Genomic DNA, 22,604 nt, shown 5'->3' on the forward strand with positions numbered 1-22,604 from the left:
CACATGACGCTCGACCCTCCTACCATTTTGGCACTCACTGTTGCCCTGGCAGCCGCTGCCGCCCTGTATCTGGCCGTTGAATGGCGCAGTGTGCGCGAACCTTCGCTGCTGTGCTGGAGCGCCGGTTTCGCGACGATCACCGTCGGCTCCACCCTCGCCCTGCTGCGGCTCAATGGCTTGCTGATGATCGGCATCTGGTTCGCCAACGGCCTGCTGGTGACCGCGCACTTCCTGTTTTTACTGGGTGTGGCGCGGTTCACCCAAACGCGGCTGTCGCCCGTGTGGTTGCTGATGCTGCTGGTCTGGCTGGGCATGCTGATGTTGCCGGCCGATCCATCATGGTCCAAAGCCATGCTGGCGGTGCAGTCCCTGTTGGTGGCGCTGCCGACCCTGCGCGCCAGCTTCTTGCTGCGCCCCCACGGCAAGTCCCTGAGTATCGGCGCGGTGCAGTTGCGTTATGTGCTGCTGATCCATGGCGCGTTCTATGTGGCCAAGGCCTTGTCGGTGCTGATACCCGGCACCTTGATCGACCTCGCCGCCTTCAAGGGCGAGATCATCCAGATCTCCCTGGTGGAAGGCGCCATGGCGATCATGCTCATCGCACTGTCGATGACCGGCTCCGAACGCTATCGCCGCGAGCAGCAGATCGCCCGCCTCGCCGCGCGCGACCCGCTCACCGCCCTCTACAACCGCCGTGCCCTCGACCTGCGCGCACCACGTCTGCTCGCCCAGGTATCCCCCGCACAACCGGGCGCCCTGCTGCTGATCGACATCGACAACTTCAAATCGGTCAACGACCTCCACGGCCACAGCGCCGGCGACCGCCTGCTGATCGCCCTCAGCGAGATGATCCGCAGCGTGGTGCCCCGAGGCGCACTGGCCGCCCGCCTGGGCGGGGATGAATTCGTGATCCTGCTGAACCCGGCGTCCACCGAACAGATTGTCGAACTGGGCAGCAGCCTGCGCGACCAGTTCCAGCAACTGTCCGCACAGAGCTTCACCACACCTGCCCCGGTGACCCTGAGCATCGGCGCGAACCTGTTCGACCAGCCGCCGCCGAGTTTGACGGCACTGATCGAGCAAGGCGATACCACGCTGTATGAAACCAAGCGCGGTGGGCGCGATAGCATTCGCCTCGTCGACCGCACGGGCGCCAGCCCCTATGGCGCAAGGTCGTAACTCACCGTCACACTACTCCCAGTCCTCACCGACTCCAACGCACACTCCGCCAAATGCAACGCATACAACCCGTCCCGCACGCCGGTGGGCAATGCTGTGCCGTTGTTCAACGCGTCGATGAACTGCATCAACTCATTGCGATACGCATCCGCATAGCGCTCCAGGAAAAAGTGCTGCAACGGCTCAAGCGCCTCGGTGTGCTCGGCACTCCAGTGGCGCAAGGTGCTGGGGCGGTGGTTGTCGGTGAGCAGCACGCCGGTGACGCCGGAGACTTCGACGCGCTGGTCGTAGCCGTACACCGCCTGGCGGCAGCAATTGATATGGCATTGCTTGCCGGAGGCGGTGCGCAGCAGCACCATCACGCTGTCGTAGTCGTCGATCTCGGCCAGGCTCGGGTCGACCAGGCGGCTGGCGATGGCGCTGACTTCCACCGGTTCTTCGCCGAGCAGGTGGCGGGCGGTGTCGAAGTCGTGGATGGTCATGTCGCGCAGGATGCCACCGGAGTGGGCCAGGTAGTCACGCGGGGCCAGGCCGGGGTCGCGGCTGGTGATGATGACTTGGCGCACCGCGCCGATCTGCCCGGCGTCGAGGGCTGCGCGCAGGCGCAGCATGTCTGGGTCGAAGCGCCGGTTGAAGCCGAGCATCACGCGGCCGCCCTGGCGCTCCACGGCTTGGGCGGCGCTACGGGCCTTGACGATATCGAGGTCGATGGGTTTTTCGCAAAGCACCGCCTTGCCTGCGGCGACCGCCGCCAGCAACAGGTCGATATGGGTGTCGGTGGGCGTACCGATCACCACGGCGTCGATGTCATTACGCGTAAGCACCGCGGCGCAATCGTAGGCCGCCTCACACCCCAGTTGGGTACTCAAGGCATCGACCCCTTCGCGCCAGGGGTCGGCCACCAGCACCAGCGTGGCATTGGGATGGGCGGCGACATTGGCGGCGTGGATCCTGGCGATGCGCCCGGCACCCAGGACGGCGATTCTCAGCATGGTCGAACTCCTGATGTTGTTATTGAGGGAGATTCAGTCCGGCAGGTTGAACGGCGTGACGATCTGCACCTGGGACGGTGCAATCGGCCCGGCCTTCCATAGCCGGTGGTAGTGCAGGATGTGCAGGAACACGTGGCGGGCATCGATCTGCAGGTTGTGATCGATGATCGCCGCGACCTTTTCTTCGCGCAGCAATTGGCGGTTTTCTTCGTCAAGGTCGTGACCGATAAACACCTCCAGTGGCCGATCCAGGGCCGCGAACGCGTCGACAATCGCGCGGTTGCCGCCGCCGACGCTGTACACCGCCTTGAGCTCGGGATGCTGTTGCAGCGCCTGGGTCACCCGCTCGAAGGTGCGGTCGTACACCCCAAAGCCGCCGCTCACGTCCAGCACTCGCAGGTGCGCGGCACGCCCACGCAGCCAGGCACGAAAGCCCATCTCGCGTTCTTCTTCGCCACGGAACAGTTCGCTGCCAATCACCACCGCCACGTCCTGGGGCTGCGTCGGCAGCCAGCGCGACATCAGGTAGGCAGCGGTCTGGCCGGCGGTGCGGTTGTCCATGCCGACATAGCCGATGCGCTCGCTTTGCGGCAAATCCGTAACCAGGGTCACCACCGGAATCCCCGCCGCGATCAGTTCCTTGACCGCCAGGTTCACCGCCGGCTCATCGGCGGCCTTGAGCACCACGCCCTGGCTGCCGGTATCCAGGCAGCGCAGCAGTTGGTCGTGCATGGCCTGGGGTTCGATCTCTTCGAACAGGTGAAAGCGCGGGGCAATGCGGAACGGCGCCAGGCTGCCCAGTTGTGCGGTAATCGCCGTCTGCACCGCGCTACTGAAGCGCTTGGGCGTGTGCATGATCACGTCGACGTGGAACGTGCGCCCTACCGCCAGGCCGTTTTTTTCCTGGGACTCCAACTCCTCCAGCGCCTGCTCGATACGCCGCCGGGTCTGGGCATGCACGCTGCCACGCTGATGCAGGACGCGGTCGACCGTAGCTTTGCTGACGCCGGCCTGCGTCGCCAGTTGCTTGATGGAGAAGTGTTTGGCGCGTTCGAGCATGGGGCCTCGCATGAGGTGTTTTTGAGGTGTTTTTTGGGTATTACTGAGGTTTTGCAATGCTAGTCTCAGTTTTGTCCGGCGTCGAGCCGGGCGATGCACAACAACAAAAATGCCTGGAGAACTGCATGCCTAACACCGATCTCGCCACGTCGTTCAGCGGCCAATACTTTGTCGTCACCGGCAGCACCCAGGGCCTGGGCGCGGCGGTCGCCCGTACCCTGGCGCAACGTGGCGCCGCCGGGCTGATCATCTGCGGGCGAAGACGCGCCCAGGGCGAGGAGCAGGTGCGGCAGTTGGCCCAGCTGGATTGCCCGGCGTTTTTTGTCGAGGCGGACCTGGAGCAGGTCGAGGATTGCCGCGCGATCATCGATGCGGCGCGTACCCACTTCGGCACCTTGCATGGGCTGGTCAACTGCGCCGGGATGTCGGATCGCGGCACCATCCTGGACACCTCGCCCGAGCTGTTTGATCGGCTGATGGCGGTGAATGTGCGGGCGCCGTTTTTCCTGATGCAGGAGGCGCTGAAGCTGATGGTCAGCAACGGCGTGGAAGGCGCGGTGGTGAATATCCAGAGCGTCACCGGGCACGGCGGGCAATCGTTCCTGAGTGCCTATGCCGCGTCCAAGGGCGCGCTGGCGATCCTCACCAAAAATGTGGCGTTCAGTGCCCTGCGCAATCGCATCCGAGTCAATGGCCTGAACATCGGCTGGATGGACACGCCCCACGAAGATGACATCCAGCGCCAGTACCACGGTGCCCAGGATGGCTGGCTGGAAAAGGCCGAGCGCGCACAGCCGTTCGGGCGCCTGCTCAAGCCTGAAGAAGTGGCGCGCAGCGTGGCCTTCCTGCTGTCCAGCGAGTCGGGAATGATGACCGGCTCGGTGATCGACCTGGAGCAAGGCGTGGTCGGCTGTACCGACGGCGGCAGCCCGCAACCGAATCAGGCGCTGGGAGGTGTGTGATGTCGGCGTTCGTGACGGAACAGGCCGTGCGCCTGGTGGATTTCAATGACCTCTGTGCGCAACGCGTGAGCCGAGAGGATTACCCTCTCTGCGCTCAAGTGCAGAGCAATGTGCCGATCTATCAGGCCCACACCCTGCGCAACAGCGACCGCCTGGCGGTGATGAATGAACTGCACCACCTGTTCCGCGAGGGGCCCGGGGTGATGGTGGTGCGCCGGGCCTATGAAGACCTGGAAGTGGTCGACCGCCACAGCCAGGTGTTCGAGGCGATCTTTGCCCATGAGGCGGCGCAGGGCGTGGCGGCCGATCACTTCGCCAAGGCCGGCAGCAACGGGCGCATCTGGAATTCATTGCAGAAAGCCGCGCTGCAGTCGCCGGCGTCGTTTGTGGAGTACTACGCCAACCCGCTGTTGGGGTTGATTGCCGAGGCGTGGCTGGGGCCGAGCTATCAGGTCACGGCGCAGGTCAACGTGGTGCATCCCGGTGGCCAGGCCCAGCAACCGCACCGCGATTACCACCTGGGCTTTCAGACCAATGATGTAGTGGAGCGCTTTCCCCTGCCCCTGCACCTGCTGTCCCAGTACCTGACGTTGCAAGGCGCGGTGGCGCACTCGGACATGCCGCTGGAAACCGGCCCGACCCAGTTGCTGCCGTTTTCCCAGCAATACGCCCTGGGTTACCTGGCGTGGCGGCGTCCGGAGTTTATCGACTATTTCCAGCAGCACGCCGTGCAACTGCCGCTGAACAAGGGCGACCTGCTGTTCTTCAACCCGGCGCTGTTCCATGCCGCCGGCACCAACCGCACAGCCGACCGCCAACGCATGGCCAACCTGTTGCAGATTTCCTCGGCGTTCGGCAAGCCCATGGAAGCCCTCGACCGCGACCGCATGATGCTGGCGGTGTACCCGGCCTTGCTGGACAACACCGCACTGGATGCCCAGGCCTTGGCGGCGGTGATCGCCTGCACCGCCGACGGCTATTCCTTCCCCACCAACCTCGACACCGACCCGCCCTTGAAGGGCCTGGCCCCGCAAACCGGGCAGCAACTGATGCAGCAAGCCCTCGACGAACGCTGGCCATTCCCGGCGTTTGCCGCTGCCGTGGAGCAACTGCGGACCAAGCGCCAGGCGTGAACCCTCTGTTTCAACAACAACAAAAACAACGGAGCACCATCATGAAGAAGCAAATCCTTGCGGCACTCCTGACCCTGGCGATAAGCCCCTGGGCGCTGGCCGATATACGCATCGGCGTGAGCATCGCCCAGGTCGACGACGTCTTCCTCGCGCAGATGCGTGACTACATGGCCGCCCACGCCAAGCAACTGCCCGGCGTGACCCTGCAATTCGAAGACGCCCAGGGCGACGTGGTGCGCCAGCTCAACCAGGTGCAGAACTTCACCGCCCAGGGCATGGACGCGATTATCGTCAACCCGGTGGACACTGCCGCCACGCAAAAAATGACCGCCAACGCCCAGCAAGCCAAGACGCCGCTGGTGTACGTCAACCGCCGCCCGGATGCTCAGCAGTTGCCACCGGGCGTGGGGTATGTGGGCTCGGACGAGGTCAAGGCCGGTGAAATTCAGATGCGTTACCTGGCGCAAAAGATGGGTGGCAAGGGCAACCTGGCGATCATGCTCGGGCTTCTGTCCAACAACGCCACGCATAATCGGACGCTGGGGGTGAAGACCGTGCTCAAGGAGTATCCCGACATCAAGATCGTCGAGGAACAGAGCGCGGAGTGGCAGCGCAGCAAAGCGATTGACCTGATGAACAACTGGATCGTGTCCGGGCGCAAAATCGATGCGGTGGCGGCAAACGCGGATGAGATGGCGATCGGCGCGGCCATGGCGATCAGCCAGGCGGGCATGCAGCCGGGCAAGGACATCCTGGTGGCGGGCAGCGACGGTGGGGCTGCCGGGCTGGATGCGGTGAAGAAAGGCCAGTTGCTGGTGACGGTGTATCAGGACAACAAGGGCCAGGCCGTGGGCTCGATCGACCTGGCGGTGAAGATGGTGAAGAAGGAGCCGTACACTGCTGAGCTGACCATTCCTTATCAGCAGATCACCAAGGACAACTACCAGGCCTTCCTCAACCCTTGAGCCGAACGAACCTGTTGTGGCGAGCGGGCTTGCCACAACAAGCCCTCTCACCAAAGGGAGTTTGCGTCAACCGGTCTTCTCGCTGAACGGTTCAAGCCCATTCACCACCAGATAAAGCAACGGCCCCACCGACACAAACACCGCCGTCAGCACAAAATACGGCACCAGCGAAGCCACCGACCGCCCGCGCCGCCGCGCATCCCGGTACATCCACACGCCCGCCAGCAGCGCCATCAGGTACAGGTCGATCACCACTTGCGCGGTGTCCGGTCGCGACATCAATTCGCGCCCGAACGCCAGCAGCGACTGCTCGGCCGTCAGCAGCGTGAACAGGGTGTATGACGAAAACAGCAGCAAACCGACCAGCGCAACACGGGATCTTTTCATGGGTTCTTCCTTGGGGTGATGAAGGCCCACGTTAGTGATAAGGTTCGGCCCCTCGCAATGACCTCGGAGGTCATGATCCCGCCATGGACACCCCTGCCACCGCCGGCGAACACCTGCGCCACTTGCGCCGGCAAGCGCGGCTCAGCCAGCTCGACCTGGCCCTGATCACCGGTGTTTCCCAGCGCCACCTCAGTTGCCTCGAAACCGGACGCGCCAAGCCGAGCCCGGGTACCTTGCACAACCTGCTGACGGCACTGGAAGCGCCGCTGGACCAGCGCAACCGCGTGTTCCTCGCCGCTGGCTACGCCCCGCGCTACAGCGCCACGCCACTGGCCTCACCGGCGATGGCCGCGATCCGCGAAGCGGTCAGCCATGTGCTGCACGCCAACAACCCCGCGCCGGCCATCCTGCTGGACAGCCAGTGGCAGGTGCTGGCAGCGAATGCCAGCACCGCCGTGCTGTTTGAACTGGCTGGCATCCCGTCCGATTCAGCCGAGGGCTTGAACCTGCTGACCACGCTGCTGCAGTCGGGCGGCCTGGGCGATCACCTGATCAACGCCAACGAGGTCCGCACCCTCGCCTGGCAACGCGCCACCCGTGAGGCGTTGGGCAATCCTGAACTGGCCGCCCTGCTGGCGCGTTTACCGACACCGGCCAGCACCGAGCTGCCCGCCGACATGCCACCGCTGGTGCTGACGCGCATCCGCTCAAGCCGGGGCGAACTGAGTTTTCTCTCCACCTTCACCACCTTCGGCATGCCTCAGGACATCACCCTCTCCTCCCTGCGCATCGAACATCTGATTCCTGCCGACGACGCCACTTGGCAGGTGATGCGCGCGGCCTATGCGAGTTATGCCGCGCTGGTTTTGTGAAATATCTGTACGTAGACTGCCGCCATACCCCCACCTGAAGGCGGCGAAAAAAACCTGATGCAAGTTACCGAAGTCTCCATTGCCCAATTGCGCGCGGCACTTGAATCCGGCCAGACCACGGCCGTTGAACTGGTAGAAGCCTACCTGGCGCGGATCGAGGCCTATGACGGTCCGCAGACCGCCACGGCCTTGAACGCCGTGGTGGTGCGCAACCCCCGGGCGCTCGAAGAAGCCGAGGCGTCCGATGCGCGCCGGGCCAAAGGCGAAACCCTGGGGCCTTTGGATGGCATTCCCTACACCGCCAAGGACAGCTACTTGGTCAAGGGCCTGACGGCGGCCTCCGGCAGCCCGGCGTTTGCCGACCTGGTGGCCCAACGCGATGCGTTCACCATCGAGCGCCTGCGCGCCGGCGGCGCTATCTGTCTGGGCAAGACCAATATGCCGCCGATGGCCAATGGCGGCATGCAGCGTGGCGTCTATGGTCGGGCGGAAAGCCCGTACAACGCCAACTACCTGACGGCACCGTTTGCTTCCGGCTCGTCCAACGGTGCCGGCACGGCGACGGCAGCCAGTTTCTCGGCCTTTGGCCTGGCCGAAGAAACCTGGTCCAGCGGGCGCGGTCCGGCGTCCAACAACGGCCTGTGCGCCTACACGCCGTCCAGGGGGGTGATTTCGGTGCGCGGCAACTGGCCGCTCACACCCACCATGGACGTGGTGGTGCCCTACGCACGCACCATGGCCGACCTGCTGGAAGTGCTCGATGTGGTGGTGGCCGAAGACCCGGACACCCGTGGCGACCTGTGGCGCCTGCAGCCCTGGGTGCCGATCCCGAGCGTCGCCTCGGTGCGCCCGGCGTCTTACGCTGACCTGGCCGTGAGCGCGGCCTCCCTCGCAGGCAAGCGCTTTGGCGTACCGCGCATGTACATCAATGCCGACCCCGACGCCGGCACCAGCGAGAAACCCGGCATCGGCGGCCCCACCGGGCAGAAGATCAACACCCGCGCCAGCGTTATCGACCTGTGGAACGACGCCCGCCAAGCCTTGGTGGCGGCCGGCGCTGAAGTGATCGACGTGGATTTCCCGCTGGTGTCCAACTGCGAAGGCGACCGCCCCGGCGCGCCCACCGTGTTTACCCGTGGGCTGGTGTCCAAGGAATTCCTGCACGATGAACTGTGGGAACTATCGGCCTGGGCCTTCGATGATTTCCTGCGCGCCAACGACGATCCAGCGCTCAACCGTCTGGCGGATGTGGACGGGCCGAAGATCTTCCCCCACGACCCGGGCACCCTGCCCAACCGCGAAGACGACCTGGCCGCCGGCATGGATGAGTACGTGCGCATGGCCCAGCGTGGCATCACCCCGTGGGACCGGATCAGCACCGTCCCCGATGGCCTGCGCGGCCTGGAACAGACGCGCCGGATCGACCTGGAAGACTGGATGGACAAGCTTGGCCTCGACGCCGTGCTGTTCCCCACCGTGGCCGACGTAGGCCCGGCTGACGCCGATGTGAACGAAGCCTCTGCCGACATCGCCTGGAGCAACGGTGTCTGGGTGGCCAACGGCAACCTTGCCATCCGCCACCTGGGCGTGCCGACCGTCACCGTGCCCATGGGCGTGATGGCCGATATCGGCATGCCGGTGGGGCTGACGTTTGCCGGGCGCGCCTATGATGACTCGGCGTTGCTGCGGTTTGCGTCGGCGTATGAGTCGACCGGCAGCAAGCGCCTGGTGCCGCCGCGTACGCCGGCACTCTAACTCAAGGCAGGGGCACGGCAATCAACAGGATTGCCGTGCCGTGGGTAATCATCGCTCGCTCAGCCGTGCGCCAGCGCAATCATGTCGATCTCCACCGCCGCCGACTTCGGCAGCTGCATCACGCCGATCGACGTCCGCGTATGCACCCCGGCGCTACCGAGAACCTCGTGCAACAGGTCCGACGCGCCGTTGGCCACTTCACTCTGCTGATCAAAATCCTCGGCACTGCGCACGTACACGGTGATGCGCGGGATGGCCTTGATCTGGTCCAGCGAACCCAGGGCTTGCTGGAGTAACCCCAGGCAGCGCAACGCGCTGATGCCAGCGGCGACTTGCGCCTGGGCCAGAGTCAGGCTGTCACCAACCTTGCCCGGCAGCACGATGGCATCGCCGACACGCGGGATCTGGCCGCTGATATACAGGTGGTTGCCATCGCGGACCAGCGGCGTGTAGTTGCCGCCGATCTTGAACTCATTCAACTGATAGCCGATACGCAATTGGGCGGCCTGGTATTTTTCGTCGCGGGTCATGGGCGTGTTTCCTCGTTGCGACGTTGCCACTCATCCACCATGTCGCCCAGGGTCTTGGGCCTATCGTTGCGAATCCAGGCCATGAACGGCCGGTCGAACTTGAACCCCGGGCCGCAGTGCTCAAGCATGAAGCGGCGAACGTTCTGAGTGTTCTTGTAGTGTGGGGTGACGGGGGTAGTGCGGGTGATGGGGTCGCTGTGCCAGTCAAAATCCATGTTGTCTCTCGGGCGCCGTGGGGTTTCGGCGCTAGCATAGCGATGTGCTACCCGTGCAGGAAGCAAGGCGTGCATTGCTTGATGTCTTAGGACATCACATAAGCACAAGATCTATTTATAACGCCATAAAACCGAAGCTTTTCAGGATATTTCAAAATTTCACTTTCCTTCCCCATCCGAAATATTGCATGGTTGTACGACGACTCAACCCGTCGTGCCAGCCCCCAACAACAATAAGGAAACATCCATGCAAAACGTCAAAGTGTTGATCGGTTTTCTGTGCCTGTTCAGCGGCTATGTCGCCGCAGCGCCTGCCCCAGCCGAAAAGGACGTGGCCCAAGCGGTCGACCAACTGACCCAGGCCATGCTGCACCTGGACCTCAAGCAGCTTCACGCGCTGACCTCCGACAAGCTCACCTACGGCCACTCCAGCGGCAAGGTGCAGAACAAAGACCAATTCATTGCTGACCTGGAAACCCACACCAGCGCGTTCAAGACCCTGGAAATGCAAAACCAGACCATCACCCTGCAAGGCGACACCGCACTGGTGCGCAACCACTTCCATGCCCTGGCGGTGAACAGTGGCGTTGAAGTGCCCACCGATATCGACAACTTCCAGGTCTGGCAGAAGCAAAAAGGCAAATGGCTGCTGATCGGACGTCAGGCCTACAAGTACTGATGCCCAGCGGTGAGCCGCTGAAACCGGCTCACCACGCCACCCCCTTGCGCACCGTCAACAGCGCTTCGCGCAGCGCTGGCAGCGCCACCGAGCCCAAGGCCAGACGCAGTGCGTGCGGCACATGGGCCGAAACGGCAAACGGCTCGGCGGTGGACACGGAAATGCCCTCGCGCTGCAAGCTCATGGCCACCTGATCGGCCCGCGCCTCTTCCCCGAGGGGCAACCACAGGAAATACGAGGACGGATGGCTCACATAGGCCAGCCCCTTCAGCACCTGCGCCGCCAAGGTCTGCCGCGCCTGGGCATCCTGGCGCTTCTGTGCTTCCAGTTGCGCCACCGTGCCATCTTCAAGCCAGGCCACCGCAATGGCGCTCATCACGCCCGGCACGTTCCAGGTGGTGGCCATGAGGGTGCGCTCCAGTGGTTTTACCCATTCCATTGGCGCTGCGACGAACCCGACACGTAACCCGGTCGCGACACTTTTCGACAGCCCGCCCACATACACCGTGCGCTCCGGTGCCAATGTCGCCAGCGGCGGCGGCGCGTCTTCGGCCAGGAACGCGTAGGCCGCGTCTTCGATGATCATCAGATTGTGCTGACGGGCGATCGACACCAGTTGTTCGCGCCGGGCCATGTCCATCACCCAGCCCAATGGATTGTGCAGGGTTGGCATGCTGTACACCGCGCGCACCGGGCGCTTGCGACACAGCTTGTGCAGCGCATCCAGGTCCGGCCCCAGCGGGGTGACCGGGATCGCGACGATTTCCAGGTGCAGGGTCTCGGCCAGCACCTTGAACCCCGAATAGGTCAAGGCATCCACGGCGATCACATCGCCAGGCTTGAGCAAGGCCATCATCGTCACCGCCAGGCCGTGCTGGGCGCCGCTGACCAGCAGCACCTGCTCGGCGTCCACCCTCAACCCTCGACTGAGCAAATGCCGCGCAAACGCTGCGCGCTCATGCAAGCGGCCCGCATGGGGCTGGTAACGCAACAGGGCTTCGAGGTCACCGGAGAGCGCCAACTGGCGCAACGCCGTGCGCAACATATCCGCCTGGCCCGGCAACGAGGGGTAGTTGAAGTTCAGGTCGAGCATGCCCGGCGCCACCGTCATCTGCCCGCTGCCCTGCCCCGGCGGCAGCGAGATTTCGCGCACGAAGGTGCCACGCCCGGCTTCACCGCTGACCAGTCCCATCCCCTCAAGCTCCGCATACACCCGGCTGGCGGTGACCAGCGCGAGGCCATGCTCGGCGGCCAGTTGCCGGTGGGTCGGCAGGCGTGTCCCGGGAGGCATGGTTCCACTGCGGATGGCTTGGGCGAAGGTATCGACCAACGACTTGTAGCGGGCGCGGGGCATTGCGCTGTATCCATGACAATTTTTTGATTGTCTCAATCCTCACCCCTAGGATGACCGCAACGCAACCCCTCCTTGTCCGGACGCCTGATCATGGAACGCACCTCCTCTCTCGACACCTTGAATACCAGCGCCCAAGGCTGGATCAACGGCTTTATCGGCGTGGTGATCTTCAGTGGCTCCTTGCCCGCCACGCGCCTGGCCGTGATGGAGTTCGACCCGGTATTCCTCACCATGATCCGCGCGGCCATCGCCGCCCTGCTGGGCGTGCTGCTGCTGTGGCTGTTCAAGGAAAAACGCCCCGCCCGCCAGCAGTGGATGCCCCTGGCGATTGTCGCCCTGGGCGTGGTGATCGGCTTCCCGCTGCTCACCGCCCTGGCGTTGCAATACGTGACCTCGGCCCACTCCATCGTGTTCATCGGCTTGCTGCCATTGGCCACCGCAGTGTTTGGCGTGCTGCGCGGCGGCGAGCGTCCGCGCCCGGTGTTCTGGCTGTTTTCGATCCTGGGCAGTGTGCTGGTGGTGGGCTATGCCTTCGCCCAGGGTTTGAGCGCCGCGCCGACCGGCGACCTGCTGATGCTGCTGGCGGTGCTGGTCTGCGGCTTGGGCTATGCCGAAGGCGCCAAGCTGTCACGCAGCCTCGGCGGCTGGCAGGTGATCTGCTGGGCGTTGGTGGTCTCGATACCGGTGGTGGTGCCACTGAGCCTGATACTGGCGCCCACGAGCTTCAGCGACATCACGCTGCCCGCCTGGCTCAGCCTGGGCTATGTGGCGTTGTTCAGCATGCTGATCGGCTTTGTGTTCTGGTATCGCGGCTTGGCCCAAGGCGGGATCGCCGCCGTCGGCCAGTTGCAATTGCTGCAACCCTTCTTCGGCCTGGCGCTGGCGGCGGGCCTGTTGCATGAGCAGGTCAGCCTGGGCATGGTGCTGGTCACCGTCGCGGTGATCGGCTGTGTGGCTGGCGCGAAGAAGTTCGCCCGTTAACGCTGCGGCGCGACCATCTTGAACTTGATGTTGATGTCATTGGACACCACGCTGTTGCCGGCCCACTCGCCCTCGCCGATCTTGAAGTCGCCACGCCTGAGGATGAACTCGCCGTCGAACACACCAATGCCGCCCTGCTCCTTGAGCACCACGTCGACGTCCACCGGCCGCGTGGTGCCCTTGATTGTCAGGTTACCGCTGACCGTGTAGCGGTTACCCCCCAGCGCCTTGACCCCGGTGGATTCATACACGCCCACCGGGTAGGTCGCGGTATCGAACCAGGAGGCGCGTTGCAGCTCATCGTTGGCGTCCGGGCTGCCGGCGTCGATGCTGGCGAGCTGTATCCTGAGCAAGGCATGCCCGGCTTCCGGCTGTTGCGTATCGAAGGTCAAGGTGCCCTCGAAGTCGCTGAAGGTGCCGTATACCCGCTGCCCCAATTGCTTGTAGGTGAAGCTGATCTGGCTGGCGGTGCGGTTGACGTCCTTGTACTCCACCGCCTGGGCGCCGGCGCCATAGGCAAGGATCAAGGCGAGGACGGCGACCGGGGACTTTCGAGGTTTCATACAGCACTCCGCAACAGGTAAGGACACAGTATCGAGCTGACACTTCATACCAGGGATTTATTCCCATCGGGCGTTTGTCCTGCTAAACAGAGTAGTCGCCCCACAACAATAAGGACGCTGCATGCACGCCCCTTCGCTCCAGGACACCACCGCGCCGGAAGGCATCTGCTACGGCTGCGGCGGCAGCAACCCCCATGGCCTGCATATCAAGAGCCGCTGGGACGCGGACGGTGTCCACCTGGTCGCCGAACACCTGCCCGAGGCCAGGTACAGCGGCTGGCCCGACCTGGTCTACGGTGGCCTGATCGCGATGCTGGTGGACTGCCATTCCAACTGGACCGCCATGGCCTACCACTACCGCGCCGAACACCGCGAACCCGGCAGCCTGCCGCGCATCGATTGCGTGACCGGCAACCTGGGCATCAAATTCATCAAGCCGACCCCCATGGGCGTCACCCTCACGCTGCGCGCCCGTGTCGAGGGCGACGTGGGGCGCAAAACCCGCGTGATCTGCGAGGTGTACGCCGGTGACGTGCTGACCGCCGTAGGCGACTCGATCTTCGTGCGCGTCGACACCGGCCAACTGGCCGCCGCCGCCCATGGCCGTGACAGCTGATCCTGGTCTACATTGATGGCCACCGCTAATCGAGGACTGCACCGATGACTCGTCTCACCGCGAAAGACTTTGCGCCCGAACTGCTGGAACTCTACGACGGCTACGCCCACGGCAAGCTCAACCGTCGCGAATTTCTCGACCGCGCCGCCCTGTTCACCTTCGGCGGCCTCACCGCCTCGGCCCTGCTCGCGGCCCTGAGCCCCAACTACGCCCTGGCCGAACAGGTGAAATTCACCGACCCGGACATCGTCGCCGACTACATCACCTACCCGTCGCCCAAAGGCAACGGCAGCGTGCGCGGTTATCTGGTGCGCCCGGCCAAAGCGGCGGGCAAATTGCCGGCGGTGGTGGTGGTCCATGAAAACCGTGGCCTCAACCCTTACATCGAAGACGTCGCCCGGCGCCTGGCCAAGGCCGGTTTTATCGCGCTGGCGCCGGATGGCCTGACCTCGGTGGGCGGCTACCCCGGTAACGACGAAAAAGGCGTGGAACTGCAACAGAAAGTCGACCCAACCAAGCTGATGAACGACTTCTTCGCCGCCATCGAATGGCTCATGCACCACGACAGCAGCACCGGCAAGGTGGGCATCACCGGTTTCTGTTATGGCGGTGGCGTGACCAATGCGGCGGCCGTGGCCTACCCGGAGCTGGGCGCGGCCGTATCGTTCTATGGACGCCAGCCGGAAGCCAAGGACGTACCGCGCATCAAGGCGCCGATCATGCTGCATTACGGTGAGCTGGACACGCGGATCAATGAAGGCTGGCCGGCGTATGAAAAGGCGTTGAAAGCAGCCGGCACCACCTATGAGGCGTACATCTACAAGGGGGCCAACCACGGTTTCCACAATGATTCGACGCCGCGTTATGACGAAGCGGCGGCGAACCTGGCGTGGGAGCGCACACTGGGCTGGTTCCGCAAATACCTGGTTTGAGCGCGGGGCGCACAGGGATGGGCTCAATGTTCCAGTGCGTAGCGCCGGCAATGGTCGAGATAACCCTGCTCATGGCTCCCCACCAGTTGCACCACGCTGGTCCACAGCCACGACGGCGCATCCAGCTGTCTGGAACGGTTCTCCTGCAACACCGCCATCCAGTCCTTGCGGGTGTCGCGGTCCATCTGCCGGGCATGGGCGACACCCACCACCCGCGCCAGGTAACCGGCGGCGTGCATGGCGTCGATCTCGCTCAATTCGTCCAATTCCAGCTTCATGTCCTGGGGCAGCAGTTCGCGGATGAAGAAACCGTTGTCCAGCATCCGCGTCGCCACCATGCGCTCCCCCAAACTCGGTGACAGTTGACGGGCCCCCTCAACCACCCGGCGGCCATTGTCCCTGGGCATCTTCGCCCGTGCCACACGGGGCGCCGCCGCGCCGACGGCCTGCTTGATATCGATCAGGCAATATTCCTGGTCGTCCTTGTCGCCCACGCCGAGCAAGGCGGCATAACGCTGCAGGCCCAGGGAGCTGCAGCCCTTGACCCAATAGGCCGAATCCAGCAGCTCGACCCTCGCGTCCTTGGGGCGGCCTTTGAGTGACGTCACCAATTGATGGATGTCCGCGGAGGCACAGAGCGTTTGCAGCGCGTGCTTTTCGGCCCGCGACAGCGACCAGAAATGCTTGCCCAGCGGAATACTCGGGCGAGCGTTCTCGATGCGTTCACGCGCCAGGTTCTTCCAGGTGCGCGCCACGGCGCTGCGCATGCCCGCCTTGACCTGGGACGGACGCGGCGGCGCTTCGTCAGGCTTGTCTTTGAACGCCTGTTCGTAGCCCACCATCATTTCTTCGAGCATGCGCGCGGTGGTGACGCCGGGCAGGTCCGAGCCGCGTGCGGCGGTGGCCAGGGACAGCGCCAGGCGCACCAGGTCGTGGGCCGGGTTGCCGATCACCGTCTGGTCAAGGTCGCGGATATGCATATCGATGCGCCCCTTGATATCGCCGGTAGGCCCCAGGTTGCCGGCGTGGCAGTCACCGCAGATCCAGATCGCCGGGCCATGGGGCAAGCGGCGCCCGCTCTGGCTGTGCAGCCATTCGTAGAATTGCACGGTGCTGCCGCGCACGTAGGCGTGGGCAGAGCGGGCCATTTTCAGGTTACGTAGTTGGGTCAGGTGCGGCAGGCGGGCGGAGGGGCGCGGTATCTTCATGGAAAAACTCAGTGCAGGTGTTGCGGTAGAGCGCTGGCCCTCGACAAATGTTTCATTATGTTTCAAAAAAAGCGTTTCAATCTTCCGCAGCCATGTCCCGCAACCAGCCTTTGAACGCCAGCATCGCCGCCGTCTCGGCCCGCGACTGCAAGCGCGTCAACCAGTAACTGCCGGTGGTGATGCCGACATCGAACGGCTGGCGAATCACATCGCTCTCCAGTTGCCGCGCAAACATCATCGCCGGCGCCAAGGCCACGCCGAGGCCTTGCAAGGCCGCCTCCATCATCGCCAGCGAAGAATCGAACACAATGCTGCGCGGCAGCAGGGTATCGGCGGGCAAACCGGCAGCCTGGAACCACAGGTTCCACTCATCGGCGCGGTAGGACCGCAGCAAGGTGTGTTTCAAGAGGTCGGCCGGTGCGTGCAACTGTTCGGCCAGTTGCGGTATGCAGAGTACGGTAAGCGGGGCCTCCAGCAGTTCGCAGGCATCCGTACCGTGCCAGGCGCCGGCACCGAAACGGACGGCGTAATCCAGGCCTTCGGCGGCCACGTCGACACGGTTGTTGTGGGTCGACAGGCGCAGGTCGATAAACGGGTAGCGCTGCTGAAAATCCGCCAGGCGTGGCAGCAACCAGCCGACCGCGAACGTGCCGACCGCACCGACGGTGAGGACCTCGCGGTAATGCCCGCCTTCAAATTGGCCGAGGGTGTGAGCAATGCGGTCGAAGGACTCGCGCAACACCGGCAGCAGGGTTTCACCTTCGCGCGTCAGCATCAGCCCTCGTGGCAGGCGTTTGAACAAGGTGACATTCAGTTGCGCCTCCAGGCTTTTCACCTGATGGCTGACCGCAGCCTGGGTCACACACAACTCGATGGCCGCCCGGGTAAAGCTCAAATGGCGGGCCGACGCCTCGAACGCGCGCAGGGCGTTGAGGGGCAAATGGGAACGCAGCATGTCCTACCCTAGATTTTCTAATGGCAGCTGCAAGATATCATCGTTTGTCGAAGGAACCGAACCTGACTAGATTTGCCACGCCTGCGCAGGCCCCGATCGTCAGTGCATCATTTACATGGAAGCGAATAACCATGAATTCCAACGTTAGAAATTTCCTGATTTCAGCCTTATTTATCAGCTCCGGCACCTGCATGGCCGCCACCGACCTGCGCCAGGTCGTAGACAGCAGCGTCGAACCCCTGATGCAGCAGCAAGGCATCGCCGGCCTGTCGGTGGCGGTGGTGAACAAGGGCAAGGTGCAATACTTTAACTACGGCGTCGCCAACAAAGACAAACAACAGCGCGTGACCGAAGACACGCTGTTCGAGATCGGCTCGGTGAGCAAGACCTTCACTGCCACCCTCGGCGGCTACGCTGCGGCAAGCGGCAAGCTGAAACTGTCGGACATGGCCAGCCAGTATTTGGCCGCGCTTAAGGGCAGTGCCTTCGACCGCATCAGCCTGCTGCAATTGGCCACCTACACCCCTGGCGGCCTGCCGCTGCAGTTTCCAGATGCCGCCGACAGTGCCGGCACCATGCTCAATTATTTCCAGCACTGGAAACCCACTTACGCCCCAGGCGCACAGCGTCTGTATTCCAACCCCAGCATTGGCCTGTTCGGCTACCTCAGTGCGCAAAGCCTGGGCCAGCCGTTCAACGTCGCCATGGAGAAAACCCTGCTGCCCAAGCTGGGCCTGACGAACACCCATGTCAGCGTGCCGGCAGACAAAATCCCTACCTACGCCCAAGGCTACGACAAGGACCAGAAACCCGTGCGCGTCGGCCCCGGCGCGCTGGACAGCGAAGCCTATGGCATCAAGACCAGCACGCAGGATCTGGCGCAGTACGTGATGCTGAACATGCACCCGCAAACCCTGGAGAAACCGCTGCAACAGGCCATCGCCACCACCCACACCGGTTACTACACGGTGAACGGCATGACCCAGGGCCTGGGCTGGGAGTACTACCCCTACCCGATCACGCTGCAAGCGCTGATGGAGGGCAACTCCACACCGATGGCCATGGAGCCGCACACGGTGAAATGGTTGGCCCCGGCCCAGGCGCAGCCGGCCAACGTGCTGTACAACAAGACCGGCTCGACCCGTGGGTTCGGTGCCTATGTGGCCTATGTGCCGAGCAAGGACATGGGGGTGGTGATTCTGGCCAACAAGAACTACCCGAATGCCGAACGGGTGAAAGTGGCCCATGCGATCCTGAGTGCGCTGGACCACTGATGCACACGCCCCGCAGGAACCGGCAAGCCGGCTCCTGCACGTTGGGTTACATACCGAGCCAATGCGGCAGCGCCAGCGAAATGAACGGCAAGTACGTGACCATGATCAGGAACACCAACAGAATCATCAGCCACGGCATCGCCGCGCGGATGGTCTGCCCCAGGGTCAACCCGGTCACCGCCGAGGTCACGAACAGGTTCAGCCCCACCGGCGGGTGCACTAGGCCGATCTCCATGTTCACCACCATCACGATCCCCAGGTGGATCGGGTCGATGCCCAGCTTCATGGCAATCGGGAAGAAGATCGGCGCCAGGATCAGCACAATGGCCGACGGCTCCATGAAGCTGCCCGCTACCAGCAGCACTACGTTGACCATGATCAGGAAGCCAATCGGCGTCAGCCCTTCGGAGATCACCCACGCGGTGATTTCCTGGGGGATCTGTTCGGTGGTCAGCACATGGGCAAACAGCATGGCGTTGGCAATGATGAACATCAGCATGATTGCCAGGCGCCCGGACTCCAGCAGCACTTTGGGACAGTCGCGCAGCTTCATGTCCTTGTAGACGAACAACGCCACGAATGCCGAGTATACCGCCGCCACTGCGGCCGCTTCGGTCGGGGTAAACATGCCGCTGTAGATGCCGCCGAGGATGATCACCAGCAGCAACAGGCCCCAGAAGGCGCGGCGTGCGCAGGTCAGCCATTCGCGGAACGTCGCCCGGGGCTGGGCCGGCAGCTTCTTGATGCGTGCGACGATGTAGATGGCGATCATCAGCATCAGGCCCAGCAACAGCCCTGGAATTACCCCTGCCATGAACAGCTTGCCGACCGAGGTTTCAGTCGCCGCCGAATACACCACCATCACAATCGACGGCGGGATCAGGATGCCCAGGGTGCCGGCGTTACAGATGATCCCCGCACCGAACGCCTTCGGGTAACCGGAACGCACCATGCCCGCCACGGCAATCGACCCCACCGCCGCCACCGTCGCCGGTGACGAACCGGACAGCGCCGCAAACAGCATGCACGCCAACACCGCCGCAATCGCCAGGCCGCCACGAATATGCCCGACACAGGCGTTGGCAAAGTCGATCAGCCGCTGCGCCACCCCGCCGGTGGTCATGAACGCCCCGGACAACAGGAAGAACGGGATCGCCAGGAAGGTGTAGGCGTCGGAGGTCTCGAACAGCTTGATCGCCAGGGAACTCACCGAGTCCTGGCTGAACATCAGGATCGACACCGCACCGGACAGGCCCAGGGAAATCGCGATGGGCACGCCGAGGAACATGAACACGAACAACAACAGAAACAGACAGAGCACGGCCATCAGTGACGCTCCTCATGGCTGCCGGCCAATTTGCTGGCCTCACCGGCCTCGTCGGCCAAACCCAGCCCGACCTGACGGTGGGTAAGGATGCGGTAGAAAATTTCCAGGTAGCGGATAAACACCATGGCAAAACCGATGGGCACGATGATCACGATGTCACCGACGTCGATGCCGTACTGGTCGAGGTCTTCGGCGCCGATATGGGCGGTCATCACCGCACTCACCCATTTGTAGCTGGCGATCATGAACAGCCCGGCATAGGCCAGGCAGCACAGGCAGGCGAACATCCCGAGCACGCGTTGCACCGGGCGCTTGGTCAGCTTGACCAGGGCGTCCACGCCCAGATGGCCGGCGGTGCGCACGCCGTAGGAAATACCGAAGAAAATCAGCCAGCCAAACATGGCCTTGGTCAGCGCCACGCTCCAGGTCATGTCCTGGGCCCAGGTCATGGTGTGGTCGCCCAGGGCAGCGAAGAAGGTGCTGCTGAAGGCCCACTTGTCCGACAGGGCAAAGAACAGCGTGTAGATGTTGTTGAGCATGACGTAGACGAATGTCACCAGGGTCATGGCTGCCAGCAGGAAGGCAATGAAACCTTCCTCCAGGTGCTCCCAGACGCGCCTTAGCGTTTGCATGGCAAAACCTCGCGAAAGCAAATGAGATATCGATAAGTGGGAGGGGGCTTGCCCCCGATAGCGGTGGGTCAGAGACAGATGGGCAAGCTGACACACCGCTATCGGGGGTAAGCCCCCTCCCACATTGGGGGTTACCGATTGGAGGCGTCCGCGGCCTTGATCAGATCAGCCCCGATCTCACCTTCGAACTTCTGCCACACCGGGCGCATGGCTTCGCGCCACAGCTGGCGTTGCTCCGGGGTCAATTCGATGATTTCGCTGGTCTTGGCGTCGACGATCTTCTGCCTGGCCGACTGGTTCAGCGCCTCGGCCTGCTTGTTCACCTCGACGGTGACCTCGACCATGATCTGCTCCAGGGTGCTGCGGATGTCCGGTGGCAGGCCGTTCCAGAACTTGGCGTTGGTGATCACCATGTAGTCGATCAGGCCATGATTGGACTCGGTGAAGAACTTCTGCACCTCGTTGACCTTCTGGCTTTCATAGTTCGACCAGGTGTTCTCGGTGCCGTTGACCGTGCCGGTCTGCAGGCCTTGGTACACCTCGGCGAAGCTCATCTTGCGCGGGTTGGCGCGGATCGCCTTGAACTGCTCTTCCAGCACGCTGGAGGCCTGTACGCGGAACTTCAGGCCACGGGCATCCTTGGGCTCATGCAGCGCTTTGTTGGCCGACAATTGCTTTAGGCCGTTGTGCCAATAGGCCAGGCCGAGGATGTTCTTGTCCTGCATCGAGGTCAGCAGTTCCTTGCCCTGGGCCGCCTGGAAACGGTCGACAGCAGCCAGGTCATTGAACAGGAACGGCAGGTCATAGATCTGCACCTGCTTGGTGTATTGCTCGAACTTTGCCAGGGACGGCGCCAGCATCTGCACGTCGCCCAGCAGCAGCGCTTCCATCTCCTTGCCATCGCCGAACAGCGACGAGTTCGGGTACACCTCGACCTTCACCTTACCGGGCAGACGCTCTTCGGCGAGCTTCTTGAACAACAACGCGCCCTGGCCTTTGGGGGTGTTTTCGGCCACCACATGGGCGAACTTGATCACGATCGGGTCCGCCGCCTGAGCCAGGCCTGCGGCAAACAAGGTGGCGGCGCACAGCAGCGCCCGGGAGAGCTTGAGCATGGAAAATTACCTTCTTATTGTTGTGTTGTAAGGCAAGGTGCCTGATGTGACGCGTGTAGTGAATTTCGAATTTTAGATACCTGCGTTCGGAGTGGCTGAACGCTGCGCCTGGGCCGCCAACAACCTTTGTGCACGCAGCAACACCGGCGCATCCACCATCTGCCCATCGATCTGATAGGCCCCTGCCCCATGGGCGCCGGCGTCCACCACCCGCTGCGCCCAGGCCAGGTCTGCGGCGCTCGGTGCGAGCGCTTCATGGATCACGGCCACCTGCTTGGGATGGATACACAACGCCCCGGCAAAGCCCATTTCATAGGCATGCCGGATCGAACGGCGCAGGCCCTCCGGGTCATCGATGGCCGGGTGGACGCCGTCCAACGGCGCGACCAACCCGGCGGCGCGGGAGTGTACGATCAGCGCCAGGCGCGCCTGGTCCAGGGCGAACTGCGCAGCCGGGGAGTTGCTGCTCAGGTTCAGGTCCAGCGCCAGGTCCAGCCCACCAAACGACAGGCGCTGCACCTGCGGCGCATGGGCGATCTCGGCCACAGCCAACAAGCCACGGGCGCTTTCGATAATCGGCCAGATCACTTTGCCGGTGGCGGCAACCACCGCCACCTGCGCGGCACTTTCAACCTTGGGCAGCAACACCCCCGCCACATTCGCATGGGCCTTGCAGAACGCCACATCCTCAAAATGCTCGGCATGTTCCGGCGCATTGATGCGCACCCACACCTGGGCAGCGGGGTTCGCCGTCAAAAACACCCCGAGGTTATCCCGCGCCTGGCGCTTGAGCGGCTCTTCCACAGCGTCCTCGAAATCCACGATCACCGCATCGGCCCCACTGGCCAGGGCTTTGGAAAATCGTTCCGGTCGGCTACCGGGTACAAACAACGCCGAACGCACCAATGGCTTTGGCATG

24 protein-coding genes are annotated in these 22,604 nt (G+C 63.4%); 11 read left to right on the forward strand and 13 right to left on the reverse strand.

Translation table 11 applies throughout. The annotated features are described in order from the left end of the window. Positions 1–3 precede the first annotated feature (3 nt). Positions 4–1,179, forward strand: a complete 1,176-nt coding sequence (locus BFN10_RS00130) for a GGDEF domain-containing protein (RefSeq protein WP_071487898.1) — start codon at positions 4–6, stop codon at positions 1,177–1,179. Here the strand turns inward: BFN10_RS00130 and iolG are convergent. Next, positions 1,161–2,171 (reverse strand): inositol 2-dehydrogenase, encoded by a 1,011-nt coding sequence (iolG, locus tag BFN10_RS00135; RefSeq protein ID WP_071487899.1) that lies wholly within the window; start codon positions 2,169–2,171, stop codon positions 1,161–1,163. The genes BFN10_RS00130 and iolG overlap by 19 nt on opposite strands. 33 nt (positions 2,172–2,204) lie before the next feature. Then, entirely contained in the window at positions 2,205–3,230 is a 1,026-nt protein-coding gene (locus BFN10_RS00140) for a LacI family DNA-binding transcriptional regulator (RefSeq protein ID WP_071487900.1), read from the reverse strand. A gap of 125 nt (positions 3,231–3,355) precedes the next feature. Between BFN10_RS00140 and BFN10_RS00145 the strand changes: the two genes are divergently transcribed. From BFN10_RS00145 to BFN10_RS00155, 3 genes are read left to right on the forward strand one after another with little or no spacing between them, the layout of a single operon-like run. Continuing rightward, entirely contained in the window at positions 3,356–4,192 is an 837-nt protein-coding gene (locus tag BFN10_RS00145; protein WP_071487901.1) for an SDR family oxidoreductase, read from the forward strand. After that, on the forward strand, positions 4,192–5,325 hold the full coding sequence (locus BFN10_RS00150; RefSeq protein WP_071487902.1) for a phytanoyl-CoA dioxygenase family protein: 1,134 nt from the start codon (positions 4,192–4,194) through the stop codon (positions 5,323–5,325). The genes BFN10_RS00145 and BFN10_RS00150 overlap by 1 nt, the downstream gene beginning before the upstream one ends. Before the next feature lie 41 nt (positions 5,326–5,366). Then, the gene (locus BFN10_RS00155; RefSeq protein WP_071487903.1) at positions 5,367–6,290 is read left to right on the forward strand and encodes a sugar ABC transporter substrate-binding protein; all 924 of its coding nucleotides are present in this window, start codon (positions 5,367–5,369) and stop codon (positions 6,288–6,290) included. A 66-nt stretch (positions 6,291–6,356) separates the two neighbouring features. Here the strand turns inward: BFN10_RS00155 and BFN10_RS00160 are convergent, their stop codons facing one another. Continuing rightward, positions 6,357–6,677, reverse strand: a complete 321-nt coding sequence (locus BFN10_RS00160; RefSeq protein ID WP_071487904.1) for a DUF2834 domain-containing protein — start codon at positions 6,675–6,677, stop codon at positions 6,357–6,359. A gap of 83 nt (positions 6,678–6,760) precedes the next feature. On the opposite strand from BFN10_RS00160, the gene BFN10_RS00165 reads away from it, so the two are divergent. Both BFN10_RS00165 and BFN10_RS00170 read left to right on the forward strand, forming a co-directional pair. Then, a complete protein-coding gene (locus BFN10_RS00165; protein ID WP_071487905.1) occupies positions 6,761–7,549 on the forward strand; it encodes a helix-turn-helix domain-containing protein in 789 nt (262 codons plus the stop codon). A gap of 54 nt (positions 7,550–7,603) precedes the next feature. Beyond that, positions 7,604–9,304: an amidase gene (locus tag BFN10_RS00170; RefSeq protein WP_162276402.1), complete on the forward strand. Its 1,701-nt coding sequence runs from the start codon at positions 7,604–7,606 to the stop codon at positions 9,302–9,304. 59 nt (positions 9,305–9,363) lie between these two features. On the opposite strand, the gene BFN10_RS00175 is transcribed toward BFN10_RS00170, so the two are convergent. After that, positions 9,364–9,834, reverse strand: a complete 471-nt coding sequence (locus BFN10_RS00175) for a RidA family protein (protein WP_071487907.1) — start codon at positions 9,832–9,834, stop codon at positions 9,364–9,366. Next, a complete protein-coding gene (locus BFN10_RS00180; RefSeq protein ID WP_071487908.1) occupies positions 9,831–10,049 on the reverse strand; it encodes a DUF6434 domain-containing protein in 219 nt (72 codons plus the stop codon). Before BFN10_RS00180 ends, BFN10_RS00175 begins: the two co-directional genes overlap by 4 nt. Positions 10,050–10,296: 247 nt before the next feature. Between BFN10_RS00180 and BFN10_RS00185 the strand changes: the two genes are divergently transcribed. Then, entirely contained in the window at positions 10,297–10,728 is a 432-nt protein-coding gene (locus BFN10_RS00185) for a nuclear transport factor 2 family protein (protein WP_058424070.1), read from the forward strand. A gap of 28 nt (positions 10,729–10,756) precedes the next feature. Here the strand turns inward: BFN10_RS00185 and BFN10_RS00190 are convergent, their stop codons facing one another. Further along, complete coding sequence (locus tag BFN10_RS00190; RefSeq protein WP_071487909.1) at positions 10,757–12,082, reverse strand: aminotransferase-like domain-containing protein; 1,326 nt, start codon at positions 12,080–12,082, stop codon at positions 10,757–10,759. Between the two features lie 90 nt (positions 12,083–12,172). Between BFN10_RS00190 and BFN10_RS00195 the strand changes: the two genes are divergently transcribed. Beyond that, positions 12,173–13,063, forward strand: coding sequence for a DMT family transporter (locus BFN10_RS00195; RefSeq protein ID WP_071487910.1), 891 nt, complete (start codon positions 12,173–12,175; stop codon positions 13,061–13,063). Here BFN10_RS00195 and BFN10_RS00200 read toward each other — a convergent pair. Then, positions 13,060–13,626 (reverse strand): YceI family protein, encoded by a 567-nt coding sequence (locus tag BFN10_RS00200; RefSeq protein ID WP_071487911.1) that lies wholly within the window; start codon positions 13,624–13,626, stop codon positions 13,060–13,062. The genes BFN10_RS00195 and BFN10_RS00200 overlap by 4 nt on opposite strands. A 121-nt stretch (positions 13,627–13,747) precedes the next feature. Here BFN10_RS00200 and BFN10_RS00205 point away from each other — a divergent pair, with 121 nt between their 5' ends. Both BFN10_RS00205 and yghX read left to right on the forward strand, forming a co-directional pair. Further along, positions 13,748–14,242: a PaaI family thioesterase gene (locus BFN10_RS00205; RefSeq protein WP_071487912.1), complete on the forward strand. Its 495-nt coding sequence runs from the start codon at positions 13,748–13,750 to the stop codon at positions 14,240–14,242. Positions 14,243–14,286: 44 nt separating this feature from the next. Continuing rightward, the gene (gene yghX, locus BFN10_RS00210) at positions 14,287–15,174 is read left to right on the forward strand and encodes a YghX family hydrolase (protein WP_071487913.1); all 888 of its coding nucleotides are present in this window, start codon (positions 14,287–14,289) and stop codon (positions 15,172–15,174) included. A gap of 23 nt (positions 15,175–15,197) precedes the next feature. Here the strand turns inward: yghX and BFN10_RS00215 are convergent, their stop codons facing one another. Both BFN10_RS00215 and BFN10_RS00220 read right to left on the reverse strand, forming a co-directional pair. Next, entirely contained in the window at positions 15,198–16,382 is a 1,185-nt protein-coding gene (locus tag BFN10_RS00215; RefSeq protein WP_071487914.1) for a DUF2252 family protein, read from the reverse strand. Positions 16,383–16,458: 76 nt separating this feature from the next. Beyond that, positions 16,459–17,337 carry a LysR family transcriptional regulator gene (locus BFN10_RS00220; protein WP_071487915.1) on the reverse strand — a complete coding sequence of 293 codons (879 nt, stop codon included), beginning with the start codon at positions 17,335–17,337 and terminating at the stop codon, positions 16,459–16,461. A gap of 131 nt (positions 17,338–17,468) precedes the next feature. Here BFN10_RS00220 and ampC point away from each other — a divergent pair, with 131 nt between their 5' ends. Next, positions 17,469–18,611, forward strand: coding sequence for a class C beta-lactamase (gene ampC / locus BFN10_RS00225; protein ID WP_071487916.1), 1,143 nt, complete (start codon positions 17,469–17,471; stop codon positions 18,609–18,611). A 46-nt stretch (positions 18,612–18,657) separates the two neighbouring features. Here ampC and dctM read toward each other — a convergent pair whose 3' ends face one another. The 4 genes from dctM to BFN10_RS00245 all read right to left on the reverse strand — a co-directional run bounded on the left by dctM (position 18,658) and on the right by BFN10_RS00245 (position 22,603). Further along, positions 18,658–19,938 carry a C4-dicarboxylate TRAP transporter large permease protein DctM gene (dctM, locus tag BFN10_RS00230; protein ID WP_071487917.1) on the reverse strand — a complete coding sequence of 427 codons (1,281 nt, stop codon included), beginning with the start codon at positions 19,936–19,938 and terminating at the stop codon, positions 18,658–18,660. Then, positions 19,938–20,570, reverse strand: a complete 633-nt coding sequence (locus BFN10_RS00235) for a TRAP transporter small permease (RefSeq protein ID WP_071487918.1) — start codon at positions 20,568–20,570, stop codon at positions 19,938–19,940. The genes dctM and BFN10_RS00235 overlap by 1 nt, the downstream gene beginning before the upstream one ends. Before the next feature lie 131 nt (positions 20,571–20,701). Beyond that, entirely contained in the window at positions 20,702–21,685 is a 984-nt protein-coding gene (locus tag BFN10_RS00240) for a TRAP transporter substrate-binding protein (RefSeq protein ID WP_071487919.1), read from the reverse strand. 72 nt (positions 21,686–21,757) lie between these two features. Beyond that, positions 21,758–22,603: an HpcH/HpaI aldolase/citrate lyase family protein gene (locus tag BFN10_RS00245; protein ID WP_071487920.1), complete on the reverse strand. Its 846-nt coding sequence runs from the start codon at positions 22,601–22,603 to the stop codon at positions 21,758–21,760. Between the last annotated feature and the right edge of the window lies 1 nt (position 22,604).

The sequence above is a fragment of the Pseudomonas extremorientalis genome, assembly GCF_001870465.1.
Taxonomy (GTDB): Bacteria; Pseudomonadota; Gammaproteobacteria; order Pseudomonadales; family Pseudomonadaceae; genus Aquipseudomonas; species Aquipseudomonas extremorientalis.